Annotated in this window: 19 protein-coding genes and 1 pseudogene; 10 read left to right on the top strand and 10 right to left on the bottom strand. The window is 62.1% G+C overall.

Translation table 11 applies throughout. The features are described 5' to 3' along the window. Positions 1 to 31: 31 nt before the first annotated feature. The 6 genes from CO666_RS04305 to lgt form a co-directional block, all read right to left on the bottom strand. Positions 32 to 964, bottom strand: coding sequence for a ribose-phosphate pyrophosphokinase (locus tag CO666_RS04305; RefSeq protein WP_097610893.1), 933 nt, complete (start codon positions 962 to 964; stop codon positions 32 to 34). 105 nt (positions 965 to 1,069) lie between these two features. Beyond that, entirely contained in the window at positions 1,070 to 1,882 is an 813-nt protein-coding gene (locus CO666_RS04300; RefSeq protein ID WP_097610892.1) for a hypothetical protein, read from the bottom strand. Between the two features lie 90 nt (positions 1,883 to 1,972). Next, the gene (locus tag CO666_RS04295; RefSeq protein WP_097610891.1) at positions 1,973 to 3,124 is read right to left on the bottom strand and encodes a M24 family metallopeptidase; all 1,152 of its coding nucleotides are present in this window, start codon (positions 3,122 to 3,124) and stop codon (positions 1,973 to 1,975) included. 5 nt (positions 3,125 to 3,129) lie between these two features. Next, positions 3,130 to 3,924 (bottom strand): peptidoglycan editing factor PgeF, encoded by a 795-nt coding sequence (gene pgeF / locus CO666_RS04290; protein ID WP_097610890.1) that lies wholly within the window; start codon positions 3,922 to 3,924, stop codon positions 3,130 to 3,132. Positions 3,925 to 4,034: 110 nt separating this feature from the next. Continuing rightward, the gene (locus CO666_RS04285; RefSeq protein WP_097610889.1) at positions 4,035 to 5,135 is read right to left on the bottom strand and encodes a class I SAM-dependent methyltransferase; all 1,101 of its coding nucleotides are present in this window, start codon (positions 5,133 to 5,135) and stop codon (positions 4,035 to 4,037) included. 16 nt (positions 5,136 to 5,151) lie between these two features. Then, positions 5,152 to 6,000: a prolipoprotein diacylglyceryl transferase gene (lgt, locus tag CO666_RS04280; RefSeq protein ID WP_097610888.1), complete on the bottom strand. Its 849-nt coding sequence runs from the start codon at positions 5,998 to 6,000 to the stop codon at positions 5,152 to 5,154. A 200-nt stretch (positions 6,001 to 6,200) separates the two neighbouring features. Here lgt and CO666_RS04275 point away from each other — a divergent pair, with 200 nt between their 5' ends. From CO666_RS04275 to CO666_RS04260, 5 genes are all read left to right on the top strand, one after another. Beyond that, entirely contained in the window at positions 6,201 to 6,461 is a 261-nt protein-coding gene (locus tag CO666_RS04275) for an accessory factor UbiK family protein (RefSeq protein WP_097610887.1), read from the top strand. Positions 6,462 to 6,536: 75 nt separating this feature from the next. After that, positions 6,537 to 6,788 (top strand): hypothetical protein, encoded by a 252-nt coding sequence (locus CO666_RS33515; RefSeq protein WP_143540239.1) that lies wholly within the window; start codon positions 6,537 to 6,539, stop codon positions 6,786 to 6,788. Positions 6,789 to 6,900: 112 nt separating this feature from the next. Further along, complete coding sequence (locus tag CO666_RS04270; RefSeq protein ID WP_003561305.1) at positions 6,901 to 7,401, top strand: type III secretion system chaperone family protein; 501 nt, start codon at positions 6,901 to 6,903, stop codon at positions 7,399 to 7,401. Between the two features lies 1 nt (position 7,402). Further along, on the top strand, positions 7,403 to 8,230 hold the full coding sequence (gene proC / locus CO666_RS04265; RefSeq protein WP_097610886.1) for a pyrroline-5-carboxylate reductase: 828 nt from the start codon (positions 7,403 to 7,405) through the stop codon (positions 8,228 to 8,230). A 7-nt stretch (positions 8,231 to 8,237) separates the two neighbouring features. Beyond that, positions 8,238 to 8,579, top strand: a complete 342-nt coding sequence (locus CO666_RS04260; protein WP_097610885.1) for a tRNA-binding protein — start codon at positions 8,238 to 8,240, stop codon at positions 8,577 to 8,579. Positions 8,580 to 8,618: 39 nt separating this feature from the next. Here the strand turns inward: CO666_RS04260 and CO666_RS04255 are convergent, their stop codons facing one another. Next, positions 8,619 to 9,263, bottom strand: a complete 645-nt coding sequence (locus tag CO666_RS04255; RefSeq protein WP_097610884.1) for an MBL fold metallo-hydrolase — start codon at positions 9,261 to 9,263, stop codon at positions 8,619 to 8,621. Positions 9,264 to 9,550: 287 nt separating this feature from the next. On the opposite strand from CO666_RS04255, the gene CO666_RS04250 reads away from it, so the two are divergent. Both CO666_RS04250 and CO666_RS04245 read left to right on the top strand, forming a co-directional pair. Beyond that, on the top strand, positions 9,551 to 10,168 hold the full coding sequence (locus CO666_RS04250) for a DUF1236 domain-containing protein (RefSeq protein ID WP_097610883.1): 618 nt from the start codon (positions 9,551 to 9,553) through the stop codon (positions 10,166 to 10,168). A gap of 184 nt (positions 10,169 to 10,352) precedes the next feature. Next, positions 10,353 to 10,622, top strand: coding sequence for a hypothetical protein (locus tag CO666_RS04245; RefSeq protein WP_097610882.1), 270 nt, complete (start codon positions 10,353 to 10,355; stop codon positions 10,620 to 10,622). Positions 10,623 to 10,726: 104 nt separating this feature from the next. Here the strand turns inward: CO666_RS04245 and CO666_RS34445 are convergent. Further along, a pseudogene (locus CO666_RS34445) lies at positions 10,727 to 10,869 on the bottom strand (aminotransferase class IV); the annotation flags it as partial. Between the two features lie 183 nt (positions 10,870 to 11,052). Here CO666_RS34445 and CO666_RS04240 point away from each other — a divergent pair. The 3 genes from CO666_RS04240 to CO666_RS04230 are packed head-to-tail and all read left to right on the top strand — an operon-like array spanning position 11,053 to position 13,646. Continuing rightward, on the top strand, positions 11,053 to 11,544 hold the full coding sequence (locus CO666_RS04240; RefSeq protein ID WP_097610881.1) for a MarR family winged helix-turn-helix transcriptional regulator: 492 nt from the start codon (positions 11,053 to 11,055) through the stop codon (positions 11,542 to 11,544). Continuing rightward, positions 11,545 to 12,246, top strand: coding sequence for a response regulator (locus tag CO666_RS04235; RefSeq protein ID WP_010068070.1), 702 nt, complete (start codon positions 11,545 to 11,547; stop codon positions 12,244 to 12,246). It begins immediately after the preceding gene. A gap of 23 nt (positions 12,247 to 12,269) precedes the next feature. After that, entirely contained in the window at positions 12,270 to 13,646 is a 1,377-nt protein-coding gene (locus CO666_RS04230; RefSeq protein WP_097610880.1) for an ATP-binding protein, read from the top strand. 57 nt (positions 13,647 to 13,703) lie between these two features. Here CO666_RS04230 and CO666_RS04225 read toward each other — a convergent pair whose 3' ends face one another. Continuing rightward, complete coding sequence (locus CO666_RS04225) at positions 13,704 to 14,159, bottom strand: BA14K family protein (protein WP_085739007.1); 456 nt, start codon at positions 14,157 to 14,159, stop codon at positions 13,704 to 13,706. 147 nt (positions 14,160 to 14,306) lie between these two features. After that, complete coding sequence (locus CO666_RS04220; RefSeq protein ID WP_003561293.1) at positions 14,307 to 14,522, bottom strand: cold-shock protein; 216 nt, start codon at positions 14,520 to 14,522, stop codon at positions 14,307 to 14,309. Between the last annotated feature and the right edge of the window lie 116 nt (positions 14,523 to 14,638).

Below are 14,638 nucleotides of genomic sequence, written 5' to 3'. Positions count from 1 at the left end.
AATTGAAAGAGCCGGCGAATGCCGGCTCTTTTTAATCGAAGAGGCTGGAGACGGACTCTTCCTGGGCCGTTCGGCTGATGGCTTCGCCGATCAGCGGCGCCGTCGTGACAATGCGGATATTGTGTGCCGAGAGCACGGCCGTGGTCGGCTGGATTGAATCCGTGATGACGAGTTCGCGAAGCTTCGAAGAGGTGACGCGGGTGACCGCGCCGCCGGAGAGAACGCCGTGGGTGATATAGGCGGTGACGCTGGCGGCGCCCTGGGCCAACATCGCGTCGGCCGCGTTGCAGAGCGTGCCGCCGGAATCGACGATGTCGTCGATCAGCAGGCAGTCCTTGCCGGCAATGTCGCCGATGATATTCATCACTTCGGATTCACCCGGCCGATCGCGACGCTTGTCGACGATGGCCAGAAGACAGTCCAGCCGCTTGGCAAGCGCGCGTGCGCGGACCACGCCGCCGACGTCAGGCGAGACGACCATGACGTTGCTGAGGTCGTAATGGCTCTTGATGTCGCGCGTCAGTACGGGCAGGGCGAAGAGATTGTCGGTGGGAATATCGAAGAAGCCCTGGATCTGCCCGGCATGGAGATCGAGCGTCATGACGCGATCGGCGCCGGCTTCGGTAATCAGGTTTGCCACCAGCTTTGCGGAGATCGGCGTGCGACCTGAAGCACGACGGTCCTGGCGGGCATAACCGAAATAGGGAAGGACGGCCGTGATGCGGCGTGCCGACGAACGACGCATCGCGTCGATCATGATCAGCAGTTCCATCAAGTGGTCGTTGGCAGGAAAGGCGGTGGGCTGTACGAGGAAAACGTCCTCGCCGCGCACATTCTCCTGGATTTCCACGAAGATTTCCTGATCGGCAAACCTTCGGACACTGGCTTTCCCCAAGGGAACATTGAGATAGGTGCAGATCGCTTCGGCGAGTTGCCGGTTCGAATTGCCTGCGAAAACCTTCATTTTGGTCCGCCTGTTATGCGCTGATAGCCGCGCTTTTTAGCCAGCTTCCCCGTGAATGCAAGGGCAAAGGCGCCACAGGCTCTCGAATTTGCAAAAAGTTTGTGACTAACCGCCCTGCGTCTGCCGCCAGGAGGAGAATTCCGCGATGGTTTTCGAGCCGATCTGCTGCATCACCGAGGCCGGAACGCCGGCCCAGGGATCGGCTGCGGCTGTCGGCACGCTTTCCTGTCCCTGGATGCGGTGCAGACGGCCGCCGCCACTGTCGAGAATGTCCCAGACATAGACCACGGTGACCTTGCCGTCGTCGCTGAAGGCGGAGAGATAGCCTTTGAGAATGTAGTCGCTGCTTGCATCCGTCGAGCTTTTGATAGACAGGCCGTGCGCGCGAGCCTCGGAGCCGAGCTGGCGCGAAAGGGGGGTGACCGCCTGAACCGGTGCGCCGATGATCGGCAGGAAGCGCACGGTATTGCCGCGAGCGGACGAGGGGCCGGGATTGAGGGCGGCGGTTTGCCGAGGCTGCTGCGTCTCGGCCGCCGGAGCGGCAGGTTCACCGCCGCTTGACGGAGGCGGCAGCGATTGTCCTTCGATCGGGGCGGAGGCGGCGGGCGAGGAATCGTTGCGCGACAAAGCGTCGGCCTGCGCCTGCATCGTCGTCGGAGGCGCACCGGAACCGGGCCGATAGGCTCGCTGCGGTTGGTCATAGGCCGGGTGATAGCCGCCCTGCCGTGTATTTGCGGCGAAGGCCGGCTGGCGGGTGCCCGCCAGGCTCTCAGCCTCGCTCTGCGTGACCGGGTTCGATGGCGCACTCGCGGAGGAATCGCCGATGTCGACCAGCGGTGTCAGCGCATCGGTGGTATTGCAGGCAGTCAGCAGAGCCGTGACGACCAGGAGCGTGGGCACAATCGCAGCTCGCGTCATCCCTTGATCCGTCCTTCCCACCATCGCATCAGCCCCGCCCGAATTTATGCGGGCGGGCGAGGTCCTCTGTCAATTCCGGATTCTCACCGGTCAAAGACCGATGAAATCGAGCGGATGGCGGGACAGCGTGCGCGGCGCATCCGCCGTCGTCAGATAGGTCTGGCCGAGCGTCATCGCCGTGCCCGTATCGGAATCGGCGATGATCATGTGCACGAAGAGCGACATGTTCGGCTCGATCGGCTGCGGATTGCCGACATGGAACATCTGATGCTCCATCCAGGACGGGGAGAAGCGGGCGCCGAGCGAATAGCCGCAGGCATTCAGCCGGTGGCGGGCAAGGCCGCGCTCGTCCATGATCTTGGCGTGCATGTCGAAGACGTCGCCGAAAGTATGGCCGGGCTTCAGCACGGTCTCGATCGCCTCGATCGTCTCGCGGCAGGCATTGTAGAGTTCGCGGTGGCGCTGCATTGGTTCGCCGATGACGATCGTGCGCATCATGGCGGCATGATAATGCGCATAGGCGCCGGCCCATTCGAGCGTCAGCTGGTCGTTGGCGTCGAGCTTGCGGCGGCCGGCCTTGTAGCGGCAGAGCAGGGCATCGGCGCTGGAGCCGATGATGAATTCGTTGGCGGGATAGTCGCCGCCGCCGGAAAAGATCGCGCCCTGCATGGCGGCCAGGATATCGGCCTCGTCGGCGCCGGGCTTGGTCAGCCTGATTGCGGCGTCGAGCGCATCGTCGGCGAGAACGGCGGCGCGTTCGACATAGGCGACCTCGGTCGGGCTCTTGACGAGGCGCAGGCGGCTGACGAGATAGGAGGCGTCGACGATCTGGCCGAAGGTGGCCAGTTGCGCGTCGAGCAGGCGGGCGACGCGGCCGGTCATGCCGTGCGTATCATATTCGACGCCGATGCGGGCGCCGAGCAGATCCATGTCGACCAGCAGGTTCTTCAGGTCGAGCGTCGGATCGGCATTGACCCTGTCGACCCAGACGTGGATATCCTCGATGATCGAGGTGTGCCTCGCCTGGCGAAGATCGGCCGAGCGGGTGATCAGCGCCATGGTGCCGTCACTCTTGACGACCAGCGTCTGGAAGAAGCAGTAGCCGAAGGTGTCGTAGCCGGTCAGCCAGTACATGCTTTCCTGCGCGAAGAGCAGCAGGGCGTCGAGCTTTTCTTCCTTCATCTTCTCGGTGAGGCGCGCAAGCCGGCTTGCGAACTCGGCCTTTTCGAAGTGGAGTGCCATTCTGCTCAAGTCTCCCTGATTGATATCGCTGAAATCTGGCGGCCGTAGTCCGGCTCCTTGCGATGCGTCGTCCTGCGGTATGAAAAGAAGCGCTCGCTGTCCGGATAGGTGCAGAGGCCGAGGCTTTCGGCCCGCACGCCGGCCCGGGTCAGCCTGTCGACGGTCAGCGCCGGCAAATCGAACATGGCGTGGCCCGATGTTGCCGATGGTATGAAGAAGCGTTCGTAATCCGGGTTCTCGGCGATGAAACGGTCGACGAATTCCGGGCCGACCTCATAGCTTGCCTGGCTGATCGAGGGGCCGAGGCAGGCGACGATGCCGGCGCGGTCGGCCCCCAGCGCTTCCATGGCGGCGATGGTGTTTTCGAGCACGCCGGTCAGCGCCCCCTTCCAGCCGGCATGGGCCGCGCCAATGACGCGATTGTCGGGATCGGCAAAAAGGATCGGGCCGCAATCGGCGGCGAGCACGCCAAGCGCAATACCAGGCGTCGCGGTCACCATAGCATCCGCCTCGGGACGGGCGCCGTCGTAATCGGCGCCGATCGTCGCGACGTCCGGGGAGTGAACCTGATGCACGGTCGCCAGCCGCTCGACCGGCAGGCTGAACCATGCAGCGACGCGGCGCCGGTTTTCCATAACCTTGTCGCGTTCGTCGCTGGAGCCGAGGCCGACATTAAGGCCGCGATAGATCCCTTCGGAAACGCCGCCGGCCCGGGTGAAATAACCGTGGCGGACGGTGCTGCCCGCCGCTTCATTCAGCAGCGCGCTTTCGATCGGTGCGGGAGAGGCCGCGTCCTGCATCTGTGATTCCGGGTTTTTCAGGAGGTTTGTTATTGTCCCAAGCGCATCGCACCGGCGGCGCGCTTCAAGTTCTTGTTGGCTGGGATGTTGAACCAGCCGCGTGCGCCCTGTCAATCCACCGGACGAAAGGGCATGAGGTCGACTGCGGGATGAGAGACCGCCATCACCTTGAAGAGTTCCCCCATCCGACCTTCACCGGCGCCGGCGAGCCTGTCGACTGCTGTCTGGATGACCTGCTGGGTTTGCGGTTCGCGATCCTTACCGAGGGCAGCGGCGCGTTCGAGGATGCCGAGACCGGTCAGAAAATCACCCTGATGCAGGGCGCCATTCAGATGGACGCCGGCCGCGAGCGCCGTTTCGGCGAGTTGCTGGAAGTCGACATGGCTCGTCAGATCGGCTTCGCCGGGATGGGCGAGCGGTGGATCGAATTCGTGCATGCGCACCGCCTGCAGCGTATCGCCGAAGCCGGTGACGAGATGGCCGTAGTCGATCGCGAGCGCCGTTCCGCCGAAGGCCCGCAGCCGTTCGCAGATCGCCATCATCACGGCCTGGCGGGCAGGTGAGATCTCGAAGAGCGCGCCGAGCGGCAGGTTCTGCACCGGTTCGGGAAGAAGCGCTGGATCGAGGCCGGCGACGCCGGCGGCAAAGGTCAGCTCGCCATTGGCATCGAGCCCGACCATGCGCTCGCGGAAACCGGTCGGCGTGCGGACGAACTGGCGAATCGGGATGGCGTCGAACAGTTCGTTGGCGGCGATCAGCGTGAAGCCTGATGGCACCTCATCGAAGCCGTCATGCCAGGCGATCTTTTCGCCGTAGGCCTCGAGCGTCTGGCTCTGGACGTCGCGCAGGCGCTCGCTGGTTTCGACGAGATGCACGCTCATCGTCTCGAAAAGAGGCGGGGCGATGCGGGTAATGACGCGCAGCATATCCGATATCATGGTGCCGCGGCCGGGACCGATCTCGACGAGGCGCACGTCCGCCGGCGTGCCGTGGCGTTGCCAGGCATGGACGATAAAGACACCGATCATCTCGCCGAAAATCTGGCTGACTTCGGGCGCGGTGACGAAATCGCCGGAACGGCCGAAGGGCTCGCGCGTGCGGTAGTAGCCATGTTCGGGATCGGCCAGGCAGAGCGAGAAATAATCGGTGACGCTGATCGGGCCGTTGGCCTGGATGATGGCCTTGATCTTTTCTCCTAGAGCGGTGGTCATGTCGCGTCCTGCCGTTTTAAAGCTGCAGCGCAGCCTGGCGGCGAGCCCGAAGCATCGCCCAGAGGCCGAGCAGGATCATCGGGGAGGAAAGCACCATGCCCATGGTCAGCCAGTTCGTGCCGAGGAGGTAACCGAGCTGGGCGTCGGGCTCGCGGAAGAACTCGACGAAAATACGCGACAGCGCATAGCCGCAGACGAAAACGCCGGTGATGAAGCCGGGGCTCTTCAGCGCGCGCATGCCGTAGACGAGGGCGGCCAGCACCAGGAGCAGAACGATGCCTTCAAGGCCGGCCTCGTAAAGCTGGCTCGGGTGGCGGGCGAAGGGACCGCCGGTCGGAAAGACCACGGCCCAGGATACGTCGGTCAACCGGCCCCAGAGTTCGCCATTGATGAAATTGGCGATGCGGCCGAAGAACAGACCGAAGGGAACGACGGTGGCGACGATGTCGAACAGGCTCCAGATCGGGATGGCGTTGCGGCGGGCAAAGACGATCATGGCGATCGTCGTGCCGGTCAGGCCGCCGTGGAAGGACATGCCGCCGTTCCAGATCTGGACCGCGCGGATGGGATCGCGCAGGACGGCGGAGAGGTCATAGAAAAAGATATAGCCGAGACGACCGCCAAGGACGACGCCGAGGGCTGCCCAGACAATAAAATCGTCGAGCTGCGTCTTCGTCATCGGTGATGTATTGCCCGGCCAGAGGCTGTCATCGGCTGCCAGGCGGCGCGCATAGGCCCAGCCGAGCAGGATGCCGGCGACATAGGCGAGACCGTACCAGTGAATCGCCAGCGGACCGATCGAAAAGGCGATCGGATCGATATCCGGGAAAGGCATGATGGCAAGGAGATCGGCGGCTATCGGCAAGGTTTTCCCATCCGTTGAAGTCGGCGGAACATGCCGCTGCGATCCCGGACGGTCAAGTCCATTGTTCGTGATCGCTCTTTCCGGGCGGTTCCGGCAAGCTTATCCGATGCAAAGCGCTTGCATCGCCGATGGCGAAGCCCTACCTCAATTCTCGAGGCCCTGAAGGGCTGAATTCACCTCATGCCAAGGAGAAAAACGCCATGACGACCGGAACGAACCGCATCATGGACGAATTCGCCAAGCTGATGACCGATGCGGCCGGTGCCGCCCAGGGCGTCCGCAAGGAGATCGAAACCGCCTTCAACGCCCAGGCCGAGCGCTGGCTGAACAGCATGGACATCGTCAAGCGCGAGGAGTTCGAGGCTGTGCGCGAGATGGCGATCAAGGCGCGCGACGAGAACGAGGCGCTTGCCGCCCGCATCGCGGTACTCGAGGCAAAACTTGCCGGCGAAGGCCGCTAAAACACGTTGCTGTGGTAACCGCTGCTCACGTCTGCGGGACATCTCTGAAAGTCCCGATGCGACGTAGGATGCGGCATGGCCCTATTGCCACATGCCGCATCTTCCATAAAAAAATCAGGTGAGTTTTCCACCTGTGGACACTGCCAAAAAAGCCAATTCGCAGAGTCGCTTATTCTCCCTTCTGAATTGAATTTCGAAGAGCCTTTCCACAGTGGCCGGCCCTATTTTCCCTTCTGGGGGCTGGCAGGTGGCAAGGGGCGCTATACACTGATTTTAAATGATGATTCGAAGCGACTTGGTAAGCTCCAGGCAGGTTATCTGCGTTAAGTCTGGCAGCGGTTCAACGATCATCCGAGTGGTGGTTCCGGTATTTGCGTGTGTCTTTTCTTGTGTTCGTACACCAAGTTAGTCGCATTCGTTCCGGTCAAGAAGGTGCTGCATGAACCTGATGGAATTGGAAGTCGAGCGTCAGTCGAACCCGGTCGATATGATCGAGTACGTTGCCTCCAACAATGACTGGTCGTTCGAACGGTCCGGCGAGGACGAGATCGCGATGACGGTCGAGGGTCGCTGGACGGACTACCATGTCTCCTTCTCGTGGATGGAGGAGTTCGAGGCGCTGCACCTTGGCTGCGCCTTCGATATCAAAGTTCCCGACATCAGGGTCAATGAGGTGGTCAAGCTGCTCTCGGCGATCAACGGGCAGGTGCTGATGGGTCATTTCGACCTTTGGCGCCAGGAAGATGTCGTCATCTTCCGCCAGTCATTGCTGCTTGCCGGCGGTGCAGAGCCGACCAACCGCCAGGTTGAGGTGCTGCTTTCCAGCGCGCTCGATACCTGTGAAGCCTATTTCCAGGCATTCCAGTTCGTCGTCTGGTCGGGTATGGACGCGACGAAGGCGATGGAAGCCGTTTTGTTCGAAACGGTTGGCGAGGCATAAGATGCCGACGAAGGCTTTCTCCTCGGAAAAACCCGTCGTCCTGATCGGCGCCGGAAATATGGGCGGGGCGATGCTCACCGGCTGGCTGAAGAGCGGCGTCCCGGGCTCGGCCGTCATCGTCGTCGATCCCGGTCCCTCACCGGCAATGCTCGCGACGATCAGCGAGGCGGGTGCGAAGCATCTGACCGCGCTTCCCACGGATCTGAAGGCGAGCGTTCTGTTTCTGGCGGTCAAACCGCAGGTGATGGAGACGGTGTTGCCTGATGTGAAGAGCGCCGTCGGCGCGGAAACGGTCGTCGTTTCGGTCGCGGCCGGCAAGACGCTGGGTTTCCTTGAGAGGCATCTCGGCAAAGCCGCCATGGTGCGGGCCATGCCGAACACGCCTGCTATGGTCGGGCGCGGCGTCACCGGCGCATTTGCCAATGCCGGTGTCAGCACTCAGCAGCGTGAGCGTGTCCATGCCCTTCTCAGTGTCTCGGGGCCGGTCGAATGGGTACCCGCCGAGGCCGATATCGATGCCGTGACGGCGCTTTCGGGCAGCGGTCCTGCCTATGTGTTCTATCTCGTCGAATGCATGGCGGAGGCAGGCCGTAAACTCGGCCTGCAGGCGGACCTCGCCATGCGTCTTGCGCGGGAAACAGTCGCGGGGGCTGGTGAACTCTTGCACCAGTCCCCCGACGACGCTTCGCGGCTGCGGCAGAATGTGACCTCTCCCGGCGGCACGACGGCGGCGGCACTCGCGGTGCTGATGGCCGAAGATGGCATGCAGCCTCTGTTCGATGCCGCCCTTGCGGCGGCGCGCAAGCGGGCCGAAGAACTGGCCGGCTGACGCAGACATGGCGGAAGAGATCACCTACGCCGATTTCGAGCGTGTCGACATCCGTGTCGGCACGATTATCGAGGCCAGTCCCTTTCCTGAAGCGCGCAAGCCGGCATACAAGCTGGTCATCGACTTCGGTCCCGACATCGGCACCAAGAAATCCTCGGCGCAGATCACCGTGCACTACACGCTGGAAAGCCTGATCGGCCGGCAGGTGCTCGGCGTCGTCAACTTCCCACCGCGCCAGATCGGGCCGTTCCGCTCGGAGGTGCTGACGCTGGGTTTCGAGGACGAGAACGGCGCGATCGTGCTGGCGGCCGTCGAGCAGCCGGTGCCGAACGGCCGGAAGATGATGTGAGCGGGCGGAGCGCAGCTTCGCCGCTCATTCTCCCCGAGTTCAGATTTCCTGCAAAAACGGATTGCCTCGGCGCTCATCGCCGATGCGGCTGCCGGGGCCGTGGCCGCAGATGAAGCCGACGTCGTCGCCGAGCGGCAGCACCTTGTCGCGGATCGAATCGAGAAGCTGCCGATGGTTGCCGCCCGGTAGATCGGTGCGGCCGATCGAGCCGTTGAAGAGCACGTCACCGAGATGGGCGAAATTCTGCGCACGGTTGAAATAGATGACGTGACCGGGGGCATGGCCGGGCGTGTGATAGACCTCGAATTCATGGGTGCCGAAAGAGATCTTGTTGCCGTCCTTCAGCCAGCGGTCTGGCAGGACGTTGCGCAACCCCGATATGCCGTATTTTTCGGCCTGGGTCTCGATCCGCTGTAAGAGCGGCAGGTCATCCTGATGCGGGCCGACGACGTCGACGCCGAGGGCTTCCTTCAATTCGGCGGCGCCGCCGGCATGATCGAGATGGCCATGGGTCAGCCAGATTTCCTTGATGGTCAGGCCGTTTTGCGCGATTGCCTGAAGGATCAGCGGCACGTCGCCGCCCGGATCGACGACGACGCCTTCCTTGGTATCGGTATCGAAGAAGATCGTGCAGTTCTGCTGGAAGGGTGTCACCGGAATGATGCCGGCCTGGAGCATGCCCATAAGTGCCTCGCTTGGTGTCTGTGATGCTCCGGGTATAGTCCGAAACGACTGCAAGGACAGCCGGAATCTTCTGCCTCCGCGGCCTGTCTCACGGCAAAAAGACGGACTGCAACAAGAATTTATGCACCGCTGTGCCGTTGCCGGAGGCGGGAAAGTGGAAGCTTTATTCAATTTCTTCAATGGCTTGTGAAAGGTATCCCGCAGGCGGCGTTTCGCGCTGCGGCGCGGATGGGAACATCGTGGAAGCCCAAGCGTTGTCAGCCCATCGAAACCAAGGAGACGCTCATATGACCTTGAAGAGAAACATTCTGCTGGCGGGAGCGGTGCTCCTGGCGAGCGGTGGTCTTGCGCAGGCGGAGATGGTGGCGACGACCGTCAACGATCTCAACGTCCGCGCCGGCCCCGGCCCGCAATATCCGGCAGTCGGTCTTGCCACGCGTGGCTCGACCGCGGTGCTCGACGGCTGCATCGAAGGCAGCCGCTGGTGCCGTGTCGACGTCAATGGCATGCGCGGCTGGGTCTATGCCGATTATCTGCAGGTCGACCGCGGTGGCAGCCCCGTCATCGTCGAACAGCACCGCGCCGAGATCGGCGTTCCCGTCGTGACCTACGAGTCGACTGCAAGTGTCGTCCCCGCCGACCCGCAGCCGGCGCCCGGCGACGAATTGCTCGGTCCCGTCGGGGCGGTCGAAACCATCACTCCGCCGGAAACGGTTCGCACCTACATCGAGACCAATCCGGCTGACACGGTGCAGCTCGGCGGCGATGTCGTCGTCGGTGCGGAAGTGCCTGCCGACGTCACCTTCCAGACGATCCCGGACTACGAATATCGCTATACGAGGATCAATGACCGGCCGGTGCTGGTCGATCCGGGCACGCGCCGGATCGTCTACGTCTATCAGTGACGTGATCGGTAAAATGCCAAAAGAGGCGGTCGTCCGGCCGCCTCCATCCCTGCCTTTCTTCCCGCCGCCTTAATCCCGCATCGGTTGATTTTTCTCACGCATTTTTCTTAAATATGATAAAATTCTAATATACCGAAGGTTCGGCATGGATCGGCGATCGGGGAGATCGCCAGAGGAGGAAATCATGGAAGCGTTACTTCCGCTCGTCACGCAATTGATTGCCGGCGCCATCGGCGGCAATGCCGCGAGCGCCGCGTTGAAACAGCAGGCGATGAATGTCGTCGCCCGTACGATCGCCGGCGCAATCGGCGGTATAGGCGGCGGCATGCTGCTCAGCATGGTCGGCGGGGAAGCGGCGATGACCGGCCTGATCGCCGACGGCATCGGCGGCCTGATCGGCGGCGGCATTCTCTCGACGCTCGCCGGACTGGTTATGGCGCGGGCGCATCGGTAAAAAGGCCCGACACTCCGGCCCGAGCGAACGCGTGAAGGATCTTATCCGGCGGCGACCGCCGCCGGAGAGACTTCCTTCATGTGTGGTTGATCAGGGTTTTCGGAGATCGTCGACCGCGTGAAGCGATAGGGGTTCGGCGTGTGTATGACGCCGTCCTTGACGAAGAAGATGTTGGCCCGGTCGATTCGGCGACTTGGCCACTATGATCGAGCATCATCACATCCGCGAAGCCCTTGGTTTCGGCGGCGCAGTTTCGGGACAATGGTATTCGGCGATATCGGGCCGGATGCCCTTCATGCTCCATGTCTGTTGATTGTTGCCCCCATTACGTTTTATCCACAGACGCAAGGGGAATTGTTTTGTCGCGTCGGAAGTTGCGGGCGGACCTTGGTTTCCGAAGATATGTGCGGAATGAGAAAGGAAATGCCGAGTGTCAGGACAGACCGGCCCGAAAGCAGGCGAGCCAGCGCCGCTGGCCACGCCGATGGAAGATACCGACATCATCGATTTCGAGATCATCGAGCTGTTCTTCTTCGCCTATCGCGACTTCGTTTCCGATCCTGACGCCATCCTCGAAAAGAGCGGCTTCGGCCGGGCGCATCACCGCGTCGTGCATTTCGTCAACCGCAATCCCGGCATGACGGTGGCCGATCTTCTCGATACGCTCAAGATCACCAAGCAGAGCCTTGCAAGGGTGCTGAAACAGCTGATCGATTCAGGTTATATTCGCCAGGTGGCGGGCCCCGAGGACCGGCGACAGCGCAAGCTCTATCCGACGAAATCGGGACGAGAGCTGGCGCTTGCCCTTGCCGAGCCGCAATCGCGCCGCATTGAGCGGGCATTCGAAGGGGCTTCTGCGGAGGTGCGGGAGGGCGTAAAAGCCTTCCTCAGAGGGATGCGGGACAGACAGAAGGCGGAGTGAATGGCGGTCAAGACAGGTATTTCCGACGATGCGGCGCATCTGCTGGTGGTCGACGACGACTCGCGCATCCGCGCGCTGCTCAATCGCTATCTCGCCGAGAACGGTTTTCGCGTTACCGTCGCCGCCGACGGCGCCGAGGCGCAGCGCAAGCTGGCTGGCCTGGATTTCGACCTGATCATCATGGATGTAATGATGCCCGGCGAATCCGGCATCGAGGTCACCCGCGGGCTTCGCGCCATCAAGAATGTGCCGATCATCATGCTGACGGCGCTGGCGGAATCGGGTAATCGCATCGAAGGCCTGGAGGCAGGCGCCGACGATTATCTTTCCAAGCCCTTCGACCCGCGCGAACTGGTGCTGCGCATCAACAATATTCTGCGCCGCAATGCCGGCGGCGAGGGACCGAAGATCGAACAGGTGATGTTCGGCCCCTACACTTTCTCGCTCACCCGCAAGGAACTGAAGAAGGCCAGCGAGGTGATCCGGCTCACCGACCGCGAGCAGGAAATCATGCTGCTCTTTGCGCGGCGCGCCGGCGACACGATCCCCCGTCATGAACTGATCGGCAACGATACCGAGGTCGGCGAGCGGACGATCGACGTGCAGATCAACCGGCTGCGGCGTAAGATCGAGGACGATCCGGCCAATCCCGTCTGGCTGCAGACCGTGCGCGGCATCGGATACAGGCTGAGCATCGATTAAACTCAAGATCAGGACCGGCGCTGATGGCGACGATCGACAGCTTGCGGCGGGAAGACCGCACTTCTGAGCCGGGCTGGCGCTGGATCGTCCGCTGGCTGCGCCGAAGGCTGCCGACCGGGCTTTACGCGCGCTCGCTGCTGATCATCATCATTCCGATGGTGCTGCTGCAATCCGTCGTCGCCGCCGTCTTCATGGAGCGCCACTGGCAGATGGTGACGGAGAGGCTGTCGCTCGCCGTCACCCGTGACATCGCGGCGATCATCGAGATCATCGAGACCTACCCGCAGAATTCGGACTATAGCGAAATCATCCGAATCGCCCGCGATCAACTCAGCCTGCAGATCTCGATCGAGCCGGACGGCGACCTGCCGCCGCCGCGCGTCAAGCCGTTCTTCTCGATCCTCGACGGCATCCTCAGCGACGAGATCACCGACGAGATCCACCGGCCTTTCTGGATCGACACGGTCGGCAACTCGAACCTCGTCGAGATCCGCATCAAGCTGGACAACAAGATCCTCAGGGTGCTGACCAAGCGCAGCCAGACCTATGCCTCGAACACGCATATCTTCATCGTCTGGATGGTCGGCACCTCGCTGGTGCTGATCGGTATCTCGATCCTCTTCCTGCGCGGGCAGATCCGGCCGATCCTGACCTTGGCGCGCGCGGCCGAAAGCTTCGGCAAGGGGCAGAAGCCCGACAATTTCTATCCGCGCGGTGCCGATGAGGTCCGGCGCGCCGGTCTTGCCTTCATTCTGATGCGCGAGCGAATCGAGCGGCAGATCGAGCAGCGCACCGCGATGCTTTCCGGCGTCAGCCACGATCTGCGCACCATTCTCACCCGCTTCAAGCTGCAACTGGCGCTGGCCGGCGACAATCCCGACCTGCACGGGCTGAACGACGACGTCAACGATATGCAGACGATGCTGGAGGCCTATATGGCCTTCGCACGCGGCGAGGTCGAAGAGGATGTCGGTGAGCTGAAGCTCAGCGAGATCTTCGCCAAGCTGGAATCCGATTTCGCCCTGCACGGCAAGACATTCAGCTATTCCATCGAAGGCGACGACGACATATACGTCAGGCCGAACGCCTTCATGCGTCTCGTCACCAACCTTGCCTCGAATGCGCGTCGTTATGCGGGCAGGCTCGACATCGAGGCCAAGCACAATGCCAAATGGCTGACGGTGGTTTTCGACGATGATGGGCCGGGCATTCCGGAAAAGAACCGCGAGGACGTGTTCAAGCCCTTCTTCCGGCTGGACACGGCGCGCAACCTCGATGCTTCGGGCACCGGCCTCGGCCTCGCGATCGCCCGCGACATTGCCCGCAGCCACGGTGGCAACGTCACCCTCGGCGACAGCCCGCTCGGGGGCCTGAGAGCGACGATCCGCATTCCGGCCTAAACTAAAAAGAAAAGCGCCGCTGAGGAGCGGCGCTTCGTGTCAGGGATCGTTGAGCAATCAGCCGGCGGTGCAGAAGTGGCTGCGGCCGTCGCTGCCGATATAGGTGCCGCTGCGCGGATCGAATGAGCGGTAACGGTAAGAGCAGTAACGCTCCCATTGTGGCGACCAGGGCTCGACCGAGGCGCGGACAGGCGCATAATATCTCGGCTGTTCGACATATTGCGGCTGCTCGACGTAGACGCGGCGCGGTGCGCGGTAGACCGGAGCGGGCTCGTAATATCCCGGCTCGTAGGGCGGGTCGATGTAACGAGGCTCGTCGTAAACCGGGCCGCTATTGGCAATCGCCGAACCGACGATCAGACCGGTGGCGAGGCCGACGGCGCCGCCGACGAGGGCGTCGTTGTTGTTATGATGGCGCCAGTGGCGATCACCGGCCGATGCCTCGCCGATGACGGAGAGAGTGAGCGCGGCAGCCGTTGCCGTCAGCAGAAGAGTTTTGGCAAGCCTGTTCATAACCATCAAGTCCTAATCCCGGAAACCGAACGCCGGCTCCTTCTCGATGGTCATAGTCCTAAAGAGTTATAGCTGAACGAAGGCTGAACGACAAAACCCGGCATTGCTGCCGGGCTTCAACTCGAATTCGACAGCCTTGTTAAGGGTTCAGCCCGCAATCTGCAGATTGACGGCCTTCGGGCCTTTGCCACGGCGATCCGGCTCCGTGTCGAAGCTTACCTTCTGGTTTTCCGTCAGGCCGGCCAGCCCGGAGGCTTGAACGGCAGAAATGTGAACGAAGATATCGGCGCCGCCCCGGTCCGGCTTGATGAAGCCGAAGCCTTTGTCGGTATTGAAGAATTTTACAGTGCCAGTCTCTGCCATGCCTCAGGTCCTTTTCTCTCTGCCCGCCATCCACACGGGCAGCATCATAGCATTGCCTCCTTGCGGGAAGCGTTGGCAGGCAATTCTTGAAATGTGAGAAAAAGGTCCCCTCTACC

The organism is Rhizobium chutanense, assembly GCF_002531935.1.
Classification (GTDB): Bacteria; Pseudomonadota; Alphaproteobacteria; order Rhizobiales; family Rhizobiaceae; genus Rhizobium; species Rhizobium chutanense.
The sequence above is the reverse complement of the archived record's forward strand: the minus strand, read 5'-3'. Positions and strand labels throughout refer to the sequence as shown.

Coding starts and splice junctions, on each gene's coding strand:
- CO666_RS04305 (WP_097610893.1), bottom strand. CDS start 964: ATGAAGGTTTTCGCAGGCAATTCGAACCGGCAACTCGCCGAAGCGATC.
- CO666_RS04300 (WP_097610892.1), bottom strand. CDS start 1,882: ATGACGCGAGCTGCGATTGTGCCCACGCTCCTGGTCGTCACGGCTCTG.
- CO666_RS04295 (WP_097610891.1), bottom strand. CDS start 3,124: ATGGCACTCCACTTCGAAAAGGCCGAGTTCGCAAGCCGGCTTGCGCGC.
- pgeF (WP_097610890.1), bottom strand. CDS start 3,924: ATGCAGGACGCGGCCTCTCCCGCACCGATCGAAAGCGCGCTGCTGAAT.
- CO666_RS04285 (WP_097610889.1), bottom strand. CDS start 5,135: ATGACCACCGCTCTAGGAGAAAAGATCAAGGCCATCATCCAGGCCAAC.
- CO666_RS04275 (WP_097610887.1), top strand. CDS start 6,201: ATGACGACCGGAACGAACCGCATCATGGACGAATTCGCCAAGCTGATG.
- CO666_RS33515 (WP_143540239.1), top strand. CDS start 6,537: ATGGCCCTATTGCCACATGCCGCATCTTCCATAAAAAAATCAGGTGAG.
- CO666_RS04270 (WP_003561305.1), top strand. CDS start 6,901: ATGAACCTGATGGAATTGGAAGTCGAGCGTCAGTCGAACCCGGTCGAT.
- proC (WP_097610886.1), top strand. CDS start 7,403: ATGCCGACGAAGGCTTTCTCCTCGGAAAAACCCGTCGTCCTGATCGGC.
- CO666_RS04260 (WP_097610885.1), top strand. CDS start 8,238: ATGGCGGAAGAGATCACCTACGCCGATTTCGAGCGTGTCGACATCCGT.
- CO666_RS04255 (WP_097610884.1), bottom strand. CDS start 9,263: ATGGGCATGCTCCAGGCCGGCATCATTCCGGTGACACCCTTCCAGCAG.
- CO666_RS04250 (WP_097610883.1), top strand. CDS start 9,551: ATGACCTTGAAGAGAAACATTCTGCTGGCGGGAGCGGTGCTCCTGGCG.
- CO666_RS04245 (WP_097610882.1), top strand. CDS start 10,353: ATGGAAGCGTTACTTCCGCTCGTCACGCAATTGATTGCCGGCGCCATC.
- CO666_RS04235 (WP_010068070.1), top strand. CDS start 11,545: ATGGCGGTCAAGACAGGTATTTCCGACGATGCGGCGCATCTGCTGGTG.
- CO666_RS04230 (WP_097610880.1), top strand. CDS start 12,270: ATGGCGACGATCGACAGCTTGCGGCGGGAAGACCGCACTTCTGAGCCG.
- CO666_RS04225 (WP_085739007.1), bottom strand. CDS start 14,159: ATGAACAGGCTTGCCAAAACTCTTCTGCTGACGGCAACGGCTGCCGCG.
- CO666_RS04220 (WP_003561293.1), bottom strand. CDS start 14,522: ATGGCAGAGACTGGCACTGTAAAATTCTTCAATACCGACAAAGGCTTC.